Here is a 12,812-nt window from a genome sequence, read left to right as displayed (position 1 = left end):
CTAATCTCGTGGGGTCTGCGCGGCCAGCTCTTCACGCAGGCTGGAAAGCGTGCGCTGCTGCTTGCCCGCTGGCAGATTGGCGTCAGACAGCCAGGCCTCAAATGCTTCCTTAACCAGCGGCCATTCGCCGTCGATAATGGAAAACCAGGCCGTGTCGCGCGTTCTGCCTTTATAGATCAGCAACTGGCGGAACACGCCTTCAAAGCGAAAGCCAAGACGCAGGGCGGCGCTGCGCGATGGGGCGTTCAGGCTGTCGCACTTCCACTCGTAGCGGCGATAGCCCAGCTCATCGAAAGCATATTTCATCAGCAGATAGTGTGCTTCCGTCGCCTGTACGGTGCGCTTCAGCTCCGGTGAAAAAGTCACAAAGCCCACTTCCATTACGCCGTTTGTCGGGTCGATACGCATCAGCGCAATCGTGCCCAGCGCGTGTCCGGTCGCATTGTCGATAATGGTGTAATGCAGCGGATCGTTGCTCGCGGCCGTAGTCATGATGTGCTCCGCAAACTGCGCTTCGCTGGTAAACGGCCCTATACCCAGATAGGTCCAGTCGCGACCGTCCTGCGCCTTGCCCCAGGCCTTGAGCAACGACTTTGTATGGGCTTCGGGATTCAGAGGTTCAAGGCGGCAGTATTTTCCCTCCAGCACCACGCGCTGGGGAAGAGGACGCGCCTGCCAGTCGGGCATCGCGTCGCCAATGGGTTGCAGGTATTCATTTACAGAGCCAGTCAAAACAAACCTCCGGGAACGGTGAGCAGTGACACTGACTATAATGCTAAAGTGGCCTTAGCAATAGGGCCAGAAAGGCGTCATTCTGTAAGACCACTTTTTAGATTGCCACCAGCCCGCGAACGCCCTCCGTTTCCATATCCCTTCCCGCTCCGCGCTGCACAATCGAACCGCGTGACATCACCAGATAGCTGTCCGCCAGCCCGGCGGCAAAATCGTAGAACTGCTCCACCAGCAGAATGGCCATATCGCCCCTTGCGGCAAGCTGGCTGATGACCAGGCCTATCTCCTTGATCACCGACGGCTGAATGCCCTCGGTAGGCTCATCAAGAATTAACAGCTGCGGCCTGCACGCCAGCGCGCGGCCAATCGCCAGCTGCTGCTGTTGCCCACCGGAGAGATCGCCGCCGCGGCGCAGCTTCATCTCTTTCAAGACCGGGAATAGTTGATAAATCTCTTCCGGCACCTGCTTAGCGTCCCGGCCGGCAAACCGGGAAAGCCCCATCAGCAGGTTTTCCTCTACCGTCAGGCGCGGAAAGATTTCGCGTCCCTGGGGCACGTAGGCAATGCCCGCCTGAACCCGCTGATGCGGTTTACGGGAGGTGATATTTTTCTGCTGCCAGCTGACGCTGCCCGATTTCGCCGGGATCAGCCCCATCAGGCATTTAAGCAGCGTGCTTTTTCCCACGCCGTTACGCCCCAGCAGACAGGTAACCTCGCCGATTTTTGCTTCAAACGATACGCCGCGCAGGATGTGGCTGCCGCCGTAAAACTGGTTTAGATCATCGACTATTAACATTGATTACTCCTTTCGGCGGATGACGCTGCGCTTATCCGCCCTGCAATAAAACCAGCGCCATCCGCCATAATTTTTATCGCCCCAGATAAACTTCTATCACCCGATCGTTGGCCTGCACTTCGCGCAGCGATCCCTCCGCCAGCACCTGACCCTGGTGTAATACCGTTACGTGGTCGGCGATGGTTTCAACGAAGCCCATGTCATGCTCCACCACCATCAGGGAATGCTTGCCCGCGAGGTTTTTGAATAATTCTGCGGTGTATTCCGTTTCCGCGTCGGTCATCCCCGCTGCGGGTTCGTCCAGCAGCAGCAAATGAGGCTCCTGCACCAGCAGCATGCCGATTTCCAGAAACTGTTTCTGCCCGTGGGACAGCAGCCCCGCCTGGCGGTTACGTTCGGCGCTCAGGCGCAGCGTGGTGAGCATTTCGTCAATGCGGTCGCGCTGCTCTGAACTGAGCTTTGCCTTCAGGCTTGCCCAGACGGATTTATCCGCTTTCTGCGCAATCTCCAGGTTTTCGAACACCGTCAGCGCTTCAAAAACCGTTGGCTTCTGAAACTTGCGCCCTATTCCGCACCTGGCAATATCGGCAGGCTCCAGGCGCATTAAATCCGTAGACTGGTCGTAAAATGCCTTACCCGTCTGCGGCTTCGTTTTACCGGTGATGACGTCCATCAGCGTGGTTTTCCCCGCGCCGTTCGGGCCAATCACGCAGCGCAGCTCGCCCACGCCAATGTTCAGCGACAGGTTCGTCAGCGCCTGGAAACCATCAAAATTCACGTTGATGTTTTCAAGCATCAGGATCGGATCCGTCTGGTCGCGGTAGCGGTCCGTCAGGTGCTGACGGGTAAACAGCGGTTCGCCTGGCTGCATTATTTATCCCTCCTGCGCAGTAATCCGATGACGCCGCGCGGCAGGAACAGCGTAACGACGATAAAAATCAGCCCGAGGAACAGCTGCCAGTATTCCGGCACCGCCATGGTGAAGTAGCTTTTCGCGCCGTTGACCAGCCCCGCACCGAGAATGGGGCCAATCAGCGTGCCGCGCCCGCCCAGCGCCACCCAGATTGCCGCCTCGATGGAATTAGTCGGCGACATTTCGCCAGGGTTGATGATCCCCACCTGCGGCACGTACAGCGCGCCAGCCAGGCCACAAAGCACGGCGGATAACGTCCAGACAAGCAGTTTGAAACCTCGCGGATCGTATCCGCAGAACACCAGCCGGTTTTCCGCATCGCGCACGGCCGTCAGCACGCGGCCAAACTTGCTGCGTGCAAGGGCAAAACCAATGCCCAACGAGGCGATCAGCAGGATCACCGTGGCGATGAACAGCCCGATGCGCGTGCTGGTCGCGGTGATCGGCATCCCCAGCAGCGTGGTAAACCCGGTAAAGCCGTTGTTGCCGCCAAAGCCGGTTTCGTTACGAAAGAACAGCAGCATCCCCGCATAGGTCAGCGCCTGGGTCATGATTGAGAAATACACGCCTTTGATTTTCGAGCGGAAGGCAAAGAAGCCGAATACCAGCGCCAGCAGCCCCGGCGCCAGCACGACCAGCGCCATTGCCCAGGCGAAGTGCTGTGTTCCCCACCAGAACCACGGCAGTTCGCTCCAGGAGAGAAACGACATAAACGCGGGCAGCCCGTCGCCTGCGGCCTGCCGCATCAGGTACATCCCCATCGCGTAGCCGCCCAGGGCGAAGAAAATGCCGTGCCCGAGCGAAAGCAGCCCGGCGTAGCCCCAGACCAGATCCAGCGCCACGGCCACCGTGGCGTAGCAGAGTATTTTGCCCACCAGCGTTAACGTGTATGTCGATAAGCTCAGCGGATGCCCGGCGGGCAGCAGCGTTAAAAACGGCAGCGTCAGCAGTAGCGCCACCAGCAGCGTTCCCAGCACCAGGCTAAAACGAGGCGCGCGGCGGGTCACGGTTAAAGTCAGCGGCAGGCTCATCAGTCAGCTACCCTCCCTTTCAGCGCGAACAGGCCCTGCGGACGCTTCTGGATAAACAGAATAATCAGCACAAGGATGAGGATTTTCCCCAGCACCGCGCCAATCTGCGGCTCGAGGATTTTGTTGAAGATGCCCAGACCAAAGGCGGCGGCAACGCTGCCGGCAAGCTGCCCGACACCGCCGAGCACCACCACCAGGAAAGAGTCGATGATATAGCCCTGGCCCAGCTCCGGCCCGACGTTGCCGAGCTGCGAAAGCGCCACGCCGCCCAGCCCGGCAATCCCGGAGCCGAGGCCAAACGCCAGCATATCGACGCGCCCGGTAGGCACGCCGCAGCAGGCCGCCATGGCGCGGTTTTGCGTCACGGCCCGCACGTTCATGCCCAGCCGGGTTTTATTGAGCAGCAGCCAAGTGAACAGCAGCACCAGCATCACAAAGCCCAGCACCACTAAACGGTTCCACGGCAGGATAAGATTCGGCAATACCTCTACGCCGCCGGAAAGCCACGCCGGGTTAGCCACCTCCATGTTCTGCGCGCCGAACACCATCCGCACAATCTGAATCAGCATCAGGCTGATGCCCCACGTCGCCAGCAGCGTCTCCAGCGGGCGGCCATATAAATGGCGGATAACCGTGCGCTCCAGTGCCATACCTATCCCGCCGGTAATCGCAAAGGCGACCGGCAGCGCCACAACCGGGTAGAAGGTCAGCCAGGCGGGCGCGTAGTGCTGGAAGGCGGTCTGTACCAGCCATGCAGAATAGGCGCCCAGCATCAGCATTTCGCCGTGGGCCATATTGATAACGCCCAGCAGGCCGTAGGTAATCGCCAGGCCCAGCGCCGCCAGCAGTAGAATCGAGCCGAGGGATAAGCCCATGAACGCCTGCCCCATGATGTCACCCAGCATCAGCCGGTGCTGGATTTTTTGCAGCCCCTCATCCGCCGCCTTTCGGACCTGTTCGTCAGGCTCAGCCTGCGGGTTTGTTAGCGGCTTGAGCAACGCCTGGGTATCCGGGTCAGCGGAATGCCCCAGCAGCTCAACGGCGCTGAGCCTGGTCTTTGCCTCCGGGCTTGCCAGCTGGAGCCGGGCTATGGCTCCCTCGAGAGCAGCTCGAACATCGCCTTCCTCTTCGACCTTAAGTCTTTGTTCCAGCAGTGGAAGAAGGTCGAGGTCGGCATCGCGCTGAAGTGCCTTTGCCGCCTTTAACCTTTCCGTTACGTTGTCACTTACTAAGCGATGACTGGCCAGCGCGCTGCCCGCCAGAACGCGAAGGCGGTTGGTGAGGCGGAGTTTTTTTACCTCTCCGACCGGGGATTTGACGTCACCCAACGGCGACAGCGCGGCGTCATTCTGCGCAAACGCGTGGTGCTGCTCGTCAGTGACCAGATTCTCCTGCGCAAGTGCGCTAAGCAGCGGCAGACGAGCGGCGTCAGGTGCGGCGGCCCAGCTTTGCAGCAGCTTAGCCTGCTGGCTGCGGTTAGCCGCCGCAAAATCTTCGGCATCCCCCGCGCGGGCGAAACACGGCAGCAGCCAGGCTACGATAAGCAGCCAGCGGACTAGTTTCATGGTCGTCTCCTGTTTTTTTGGTGGATGGCGCTGCGCTTATTCACCCTACACGGCGCAGCGCCTCCCGTCGGGTCTGACTCAGTTGCTCGCGGTCTTCACGGGCGCGTCAGATTTCTTGTCGTTGCCGGTGATAAACGGGCTCCACGGCTGGGCGCGAACCGGGCCTTCGGTCTGCCACACCACGTTGAACTGGCCGTTATTTTCGATTTCGCCAATCATCACCGGTTTGTGCAGGTGATGGTTGGTGGCATCCATGGTCAGCGTGAAGCCGGAAGGTGCCTTAAAGGTCTGTCCAGCCATCGCTTCGCGGACTTTATCCACGTCCGTCGTGCCCGCTTTTTCTACCGCCTGCACCCACATATGAATGCCGACGTAGGTTGCTTCCATCGGATCGTTGGTCACCACGGTGTCGGCGTTCGGCAGCTTGTGGGCTTTGGCGTAGGCCTTCCACTCGGCGACAAACTGCTTGTTGGTTGGGTTATCCACGGACTCGAAGTAGTTCCACGCGGCAAGGTTGCCCACCAGCGGTTTGGTGTCGATGCCGCGCAGCTCCTCTTCCCCTACGGAGAACGCCACGACGGGCACGTCCGTTGCTTTAAGGCCCTGGTTAGCCAGCTCTTTATAGAACGGCACGTTGGAGTCACCGTTGATGGTGGAGATCACCGCGGTTTTGCCACCGGCGGAGAATTTTTTGATATTGGATACGATGGTCTGGTAATCGCTGTAGCCAAACGGCGTGTAGACCTCTTCGATATCCTTGTCCTGAACGCCTTTGGAATGCAGGAACGCGCGCAGAATTTTGTTGGTGGTGCGTGGATAAACGTAGTCAGTGCCCAGCAGGAAGAAGCGTTTCGCCTCCCCGCCGTCCTCGCTCATCAGGTATTCCACCGCCGGAATAGCCTGCTGGTTAGGTGCCGCGCCGGTGTAGAACACGTTTGGCGACATCTCTTCCCCTTCGTACTGCACCGGGTAGAACAGCAGGCCGTTCAGCTCCTCAAATACCGGCAGCACGGATTTGCGCGACACCGACGTCCAGCAGCCAAAGACCACCGCCGCCTTATCCTGGCTCAGCAGCTGGCGCGCTTTTTCTGCAAACAGCGGCCAGTTAGAGGCCGGATCGACCACTACCGGCTCCAGCTGTTTTCCCAGCACGCCGCCCTTCGCGTTAATGTCCGCGATGGTCATCAGCGCCACGTCCTTCAGCGGCGTTTCAGAGATGGCCATGGTGCCGGACAGCGAGTGCATAATGCCGACTTTGATGGTGTCGGCGGCCTGCGCGCTGAACGCCAGCCCCATGCTGATAACGGAGGCAGAGAGCGCAAAAGCTTTAACAAAGGTACGACGGTGCATAGTTGTCACTCCAAAAGTATTAAGGAAAAACCCCACGCTTCGCCTGCTGAAGCATATGGAGAGTAATCTGACGAACCTCTTTCTGACTTGCGGCAATGTGGTCGTGTAAACGGCTCTGCGCCTCCTGAAAATGACGGCCTAAAATGGCGAGCAAAATCTGCCCGTGCTCGTGATACGTCGCGCTGACGCGTGGCCGCTGGGTAAAATCCAGCCGTCGCACGATACGAATTTTTTCGGTGATGTCCCGGTGAACCCGCGCCATTTCAGGGTTCCCCGCTGCATCTACCAGCGTCATGTGAAACGCCTCGTCGTGACTGGCAACCTCGCCGCCGTCCGCCAGCTGCGGAGAGTCAATCCAGAAGTGCTTCAGCATCTGCAGCGGCAGCGGCTTCACCTCCGGCGGCAGCGCACACAGCCGCTTCACCGCTTCAAGCTCCAGCACAATCCGCAGGTCGTAGAGCGATTCCAGGTAGTCAAAATCCACCGCTTTGATCTGCCAGCCGCTGCGGGGCTGCACTCCGACGTATCCTTCCTGCTCCAGGGCGTACAGCGCCTGGCGCACCGGGGTACGGCTGGCGTCCAGCCGCCTTGCGATATCGTTTTCGCTGAAGCGATCCCCCGGCAGCAGCTGGAAATCGAAGATCTCCTGTTTCAGCTGGCGGTAGATGCGCTCTGCGATGCCTTCTGGTTTTTTAGTGATTTGCATAGTTTCCCCGTGCGGAAGACGCGCACTTTTCCGCCAGCCGTAGGGTGGATAAGCGCAGCGTCATCCACCGTTAAGCTTCAAGCCAAAGCAGCGCGTCCCCAGGCCCCACGGGGCGGCCCTGCTGGCAGCTGATGCGCGTTACCGTCCCGTCGCACGGCGCGGCGACCAGCAGCTCCATCTTCATGGCTTCCACCACGATCAGCGCTTCGCCCTGTTTTACCCTCTGGCCCGGCTCCACCAGGATCTTCCAGATGTTGCCGTTCAGATCGGCGCTGACAAGATGCCCCTCCTGATCCTCCAGAATATCCTGCTCCGCCTGCATTGCGCTTTCTACGGCGGCGCTTTCCTGCTCTTTCCAGTGGGCGACCTCGCTGTTAAAGGCAAGCTGCTGACGACTGCGGAAATCAGCGATATCCTCGGCGTTGTCCTCCAGGAACTGGCTGTACTGCGCAAAATCAAACTCGACCTCTTCAACGCGAACCTGCGCACGCCCCTCCCTGAAGGCCGAGCGGAATGCCGTCAGTTCGTCTTCGCTTACCGGGTAGAAGCGCACCTGGTCAAAGAATTTCAGCAGCCACGGCTCGTCGCCAAACTGCTCGTTTTTGAGGAACTTGTTCCAGATTGGCACCGTGCGTCCGACCAGCTGATAGCCGCCCGGCGAATCCATCCCGTAGATGCACATGTACATGCCGCCGATCCCGACCGTGCCTTCTGCGGTCCAGGTGCGGGCCGGGTTGTATTTAGAACTGAGTAAACGGTGGCGCGGATCCAGCGGCACGGCACAAGGCGCGCCGAGATAAACATCGCCCAGGCCCAGCACCAGATAGCTGGCGTCGAAGAGGATCTGCTTCACTTCGTCGCGGCTCGCCAGCCCGTTGGTGCGCTGGATAAAATCGACGTTGTTGGGCAGCCACGGCGCATCTGCGCGAACGGTTTCTTTGTAGCGCTCAACGGCTGCCAGCGTGGCGCTGTCTTCGAAGGCCATCGGCAAATGCACAATCCGCGACGGAATTTTGAGTTTTGTGACGTCGCCGAGCTGTTTCTCCAGCCCTAACAACAGCGTCAAAAGCTGCGTCTGGGAGATGTGCTGGCTGTCATAGCGCACCTGCAGCGACCGCACGCCGGGCGAAAGTTCTTCAACGCCGTTCACGTCGGCCTGCTTAATCGCCTTCATCAGCAGGTAGATGCGCAGGCGCAGGGCCAGATCCAGTACCTGATCGCCGTACTCAATCAGCACGTAATTATCACCAGCCTGGCGGTAAACCACGGCGGGGAAGCCGCTCTGCGCGGGCAGTTCAGCCAGGATCGCCGCGCTGGATGTGGTATCGGGCAAAATTCCCGGATGCAGGTCCGGCAGCGTGGCAACGTGAAGTAGATTGGTGACCGCCACCTCCTGCGCGATTTCCAGCGACTGCGCGTGTTCAAAAGTGATGGCGTGGAAGCGAATGCGGTCGCCCGGCTTCACCTGCCCGACCTTCCACAGCTCCGCTTTAGCAATGGTGACCGGACAGACAAATCCCCCGAGGCTCGGCCCGTCCCGCGTCAGGATCACCGGGAAGTCGCCGGTGAAGTTCACCGCGCCAATGGCGTATTCGCAGTCATGAACGTTGGAAGGATGCAGCCCGGCCTCGCCGCCGTCGGCCCGCGTCCATTCTGGCTTAGGCCCGACCAGCCGCACGCCGAGGCGGTTGGAGTTGTAATGCACCTGCCATTCCGCATCAAAGAACGTTCGCATGGATTCAGGGGTGAAGAAGTCCGGCGCACCATGCGGGCCGTAGAGCACGCCGATTTCCCAGACTTCATCGTACTGCGGGATAACAGCCGGTTCCGGCGTCTGCGGCAAAGCGATAGGCGCAGGCGTGGTGCAGGCTGGCAGGTTAGGCTGCGAAATTGCCAGCACGTCCGCGACGCGCAAAGTGCGCCCGGCGTGGCCGCCAAACTGCCCGAGCGCAAAGGTGGAGCGGCTGCCGAGGTAAACCGGCACGTCCAGCCCGTTGCGAACGGCCAGGTAGGTACGGCAGCCCGTGGTGGCGCGGCCAAGCCTGAGCGTTTGTCCGGCCTTGATAATTACCGGCTGCCAGTACGGAACAGGTTCATCGTCCAGCGTCGCCGGGCAGTCTGCTCCGGTCAGGGCAATAGTCGCATCGCTATGGAAGCGCAGCGTTGGGCCTTGCAGGGTGAACTCCAGCCCGGCGGCAGAAGGATGGTTACCAACGATGCGGTTTGCCAGACGGAAGGCGAAGTCGTCCATCGGGCCGGACGGCGGCACGCCGATGTCCCAGTAGCCGAGGCGGCCAGGGCTGTCCTGCACGCTGCTCCAGGTGCCCGGCTCCAGCACTTCTATCGCATGGGCTTCGTAGACAACCGTATCCAGCAGGCGCGTCCACATCACGCCGGCCTTGAATTCTGCCAGCTGAACAATCTGGCGCAGGTAGTCCAGATTGGTGGCGATGCCGTGCAGACGGGTCGCCGCCAGCGCCTCGTTCAGTTTACTTAACGCCTGCTGGCGATCGTCACCGTGGACGATCACTTTGGCGATCATCGGGTCATAGAAGGCGCTGACTTCGCTGCCGGTGCTCACCCAGCCGTCCACGCGAACATCCTCGGGGAAGCAAACGTCCGTCAGCACGCCCGGAGCTGGCTGGAAGTTTTTCAGCGCGTCCTCGGCGTAGATCCGCACTTCAATCGCTGCGCCCTTTGGCGGCAGCGCGAGGCGTTGCCAGTCCAGCGTAACGCCAGCGGCAACGTTTACCATGCACTCAATCAGATCCAGGCCGGTGACCATTTCGGTAACCGGATGCTCAACCTGTAAACGCGTGTTCACTTCCAGGAAATAGAACGCATCGCGAGCCGCATCGTAGATAAACTCCACGGTGCCCGCGCTGCGGTAGTTAACGGATTCACCCAGGGCAACTGCGGCGGCATGAATTGCCTCGCGTGTGGCCTGCGGCAGATTTGGCGCGGGGGTTTCTTCCACCACTTTCTGGTTGCGGCGCTGCAGCGAGCAGTCGCGCTCGCCAAGCGCCACCACTTTGCCTTTGCCATCGCCGAAGATCTGCACTTCAAGATGGCGCGCCCGGTCGACAAACCGCTCGATAAAGACGCCATCGTCGCTGAAAAACTGCTGTCCCATGCGCTTTACGCTGGCCCAGGCTTCCGTCAGCCCTGCCTCATCGTCACAGCGGGTAAGGCCGATGCCGCCTCCGCCAGCGGTAGTTTTCAGCATCACCGGATAGCCAATTTCTGCCGCCGCCAGCTGCGCTTCCTGCATAGTGAGCAGCAGCCCGGTGCCCGGCGTCATAGGTACATCGGCTTTGAAGGCCAGATCCCGGGCGCAGTGCTTCAGGCCAAAATCACGGATCTGCGCCGCCGTCGGGCCGATAAAGACAATCCCGGCCTCTTCGCAGGCCTGTGCGAACTCGGCTCGTTCAGAAAGGAAGCCGTAGCCGGGAAAGATGGCCTGCGCGCCGCTCTGTTTTGCCGCTGCGAGAATTTTGTCGATATCCAGGTAGCTCTCCGCCGCCTTTTCACCACCAAGAGCGACGGCAACGTCAGCATCCATCACGTGCTGCGCGTTTGCATCCGGGTCGGAATAGACCGCTACGCTGGTAATCCCCATTTTCTTCAGCGTTCTGATAGCGCGAACGGCGATTTCGCCACGGTTGGCAATTAAGACTGTGCTGAACATATTTCCTCCTCAGGCGCTGTGGTGACGGGCAAGCCAGGCTTTCCAGCCGCCCCACGCGGTGATATCCGTGGCGTCAGCAAGGGCCGACGATTCGCAAATAAACCCTTTCACGGTGGTGCCGTCATCAAGCGTCAGGGTGCCAATGCCGAGCGGCGCGGGAATTTCCGCCACAAACTCGCCAAAGCGCGCCAGCGGGATGTCCCACAGTTCAAGGGCAATCGGCTGCCCTTGCTGGCTGCGGGCCAGGCCCGGCTTTGCGGGCTGGGTATTGGCTAAGGCGTAAAGGCGGTAGTTGTCGGCGGTACGGGCTTCTTTGATGAAAACCGCGCTGCGCGTGGTGAGCTGATGATTCAGCGGCATGCCGCGCAGGTGCGCGCCAACCACGGCCACACGGACGTGATCCGCCGACGGTTTTTCCGCCGCCGCATCCGGCAAGGCTATGTTCGTGGCGCCTAAAGGTAGATTTATCGCGGACTGCCATGCGCTGCCAAAGTGGCTCAGCGCCTGGTCGTGCCATGCTGGGGCAATCAGCGTGATCCCGGCAGGCAGGCCGTCTTCCCTAAAATCCCCCGGCAGCGCAAGCGCGCAGAGATCGGCAAGGTTGGTAAAGTTGGTGTAGGTGCCAAACTGCGAGTTATACCGCACCGGCTCCTGCGCCATCTCCGCGATGGTGTGAATAGTTGGCGAGGTTGGCACGACCAGCGCATCAAACTCCGCCAGCCGGGCGTTAATTTTCCGGGAAAGCTCGGCGCGGGTATATTCCGCCTGCCAGGCATCGCAGGCGCTGAAATTCAGGCCGTTAGCGACGATGCCGCGCACGGTCGTATCCATCTCTTCCGGCTGATTTTTGAAGATTCCACCCACCGCTACGGTGCGTTCGGCAACCCAGGCAGCGTTATAAAGCTGCTCCGCCAGCGCGTTAAAATCGCCGAAGTCGATGGCAACGAGCTCTGCGCCCTGCTCCCGCAGCCGTGCCAGCGTTTTAGCAAACGCTGCTTCGCTTTGCCTGTCGCCGAAAAATTCCAGCTTGTCCGGGATGGCAAAGCGGGGTTTATCGCTGAAGCGAGCCGGGGCCGTTTTCGGATTTGCACGGGAATAGGGATCCTGTGGATCGTATCCGCCCGCAACCGCAGCCACGGTTTGCGCATCGGCAACCGTTAGGGCAAATACGGACACGCAGTCGTTCAGGCGGCAGGCGGGAACCACGCCGTGGGCAGAGAGCCAGCCTTTGGTCGGTTTAAGGCCCACGATGTTATTGAACCCTGCTGGCACGCGGCCCGAACCGGCGGTATCCGTCCCCAGCGCAAAGCAAACCAGCCCGCGGGCGACCGCTGATGCGGAACCGGAGCTGGAGCCGCCGCTGACATACTCAGGATTAAAAGCGTTCTGCACCGCGCCAAACGGCGAGCGCGTGCCGACCAGGCCCGTGGCAAACTGATCGAGATTTGTTTTGCCAACGGCAACTGCTCCCGCCGCTTTCAGCCGGGCGACGACCGTTGCGTCCTGCTCCGGCAGATAAGTAAAGGCCGGACAGCCCGCGCTGGTGGGCATGCCGGCGACATCGATATTATCTTTCACGGCAAAAGGCACGCCTAATAGCGGGAAGTCATTAACTTGCTTTTCGCCAGAATTAATCAGCTGGAATATCGAGGTTAACTGAGAATATATTTCGTCATGCGAGGCGATATATATCCACGCGCTGTCTTCGCGGGATAAATTAGCATCCAGGCTCTGATAAGCCGCCACCAGCTGCTGCGGCTGCTGGCGATAAAACGCGCCCCATTCGGATATGGTGGAAACTGACATAAGCTGGCATCCCATCTGGTATACAAGATGAGATTGTTAAAGCATTAAGCGTGCCAGTTATTTATTATGCTTTTAATTCAGTGGGATAGATCAAATATAAGATTTTCTTATTTTATATTCGCACTATTATGGAGCGGATTTCTGATTAATTAATGTTTAAATGGTGCAGGCGGTGAATGACGCTGGTGCTTATTCTCCCGATAAAATAAAAAAGCGTAAGCGTCA

General features: G+C 59.7%; 9 protein-coding genes. All 9 read right to left on the bottom strand.

Features of this window, described 5'->3' with window-relative positions; all coding sequences use genetic code 11:
* A complete protein-coding gene (locus HYQ67_RS03850) occupies positions 1 to 687 on the bottom strand; it encodes a GNAT family N-acetyltransferase (protein WP_202301935.1) in 687 nt (228 codons plus the stop codon).
* A 142-nt stretch (positions 688 to 829) separates the two neighbouring features.
* Positions 830 to 1,528 carry an urea ABC transporter ATP-binding subunit UrtE gene (gene urtE, locus HYQ67_RS03845; protein WP_202301634.1) on the bottom strand — a complete coding sequence of 233 codons (699 nt, stop codon included), beginning with the start codon at positions 1,526 to 1,528 and terminating at the stop codon, positions 830 to 832.
* 73 nt (positions 1,529 to 1,601) lie between these two features.
* Positions 1,602 to 2,399 carry an urea ABC transporter ATP-binding protein UrtD gene (gene urtD / locus HYQ67_RS03840; RefSeq protein ID WP_202301632.1) on the bottom strand — a complete coding sequence of 266 codons (798 nt, stop codon included), beginning with the start codon at positions 2,397 to 2,399 and terminating at the stop codon, positions 1,602 to 1,604.
* Positions 2,399 to 3,472, bottom strand: a complete 1,074-nt coding sequence (gene urtC, locus HYQ67_RS03835) for an urea ABC transporter permease subunit UrtC (protein ID WP_202301630.1) — start codon at positions 3,470 to 3,472, stop codon at positions 2,399 to 2,401. The genes urtD and urtC overlap by 1 nt, the downstream gene beginning before the upstream one ends.
* Positions 3,472 to 5,037, bottom strand: coding sequence for an urea ABC transporter permease subunit UrtB (gene urtB, locus HYQ67_RS03830; protein ID WP_202301629.1), 1,566 nt, complete (start codon positions 5,035 to 5,037; stop codon positions 3,472 to 3,474). Before urtB ends, urtC begins: the two co-directional genes overlap by 1 nt.
* Positions 5,038 to 5,115: 78 nt before the next feature.
* Positions 5,116 to 6,387: an urea ABC transporter substrate-binding protein gene (urtA, locus tag HYQ67_RS03825; protein ID WP_202301628.1), complete on the bottom strand. Its 1,272-nt coding sequence runs from the start codon at positions 6,385 to 6,387 to the stop codon at positions 5,116 to 5,118.
* A 19-nt stretch (positions 6,388 to 6,406) separates the two neighbouring features.
* On the bottom strand, positions 6,407 to 7,093 hold the full coding sequence (locus HYQ67_RS03820) for a GntR family transcriptional regulator (protein WP_202301627.1): 687 nt from the start codon (positions 7,091 to 7,093) through the stop codon (positions 6,407 to 6,409).
* Positions 7,094 to 7,163: 70 nt separating this feature from the next.
* The gene (gene uca / locus HYQ67_RS03815) at positions 7,164 to 10,781 is read right to left on the bottom strand and encodes an urea carboxylase (RefSeq protein WP_202301626.1); all 3,618 of its coding nucleotides are present in this window, start codon (positions 10,779 to 10,781) and stop codon (positions 7,164 to 7,166) included.
* Between the two features lie 9 nt (positions 10,782 to 10,790).
* Positions 10,791 to 12,587: an allophanate hydrolase gene (gene atzF, locus HYQ67_RS03810; protein WP_202301625.1), complete on the bottom strand. Its 1,797-nt coding sequence runs from the start codon at positions 12,585 to 12,587 to the stop codon at positions 10,791 to 10,793.
* Positions 12,588 to 12,812: the final 225 nt, after the last annotated feature.

Source organism: Dryocola clanedunensis subsp. sulfonylureivorans (assembly GCF_016756775.1).
GTDB classification, from domain to species: domain Bacteria; phylum Pseudomonadota; class Gammaproteobacteria; order Enterobacterales; family Enterobacteriaceae; genus Dryocola; species Dryocola clanedunensis.
The sequence above is the reverse complement of the archived record's forward strand: the minus strand, read 5'-3'. Positions and strand labels throughout refer to the sequence as shown.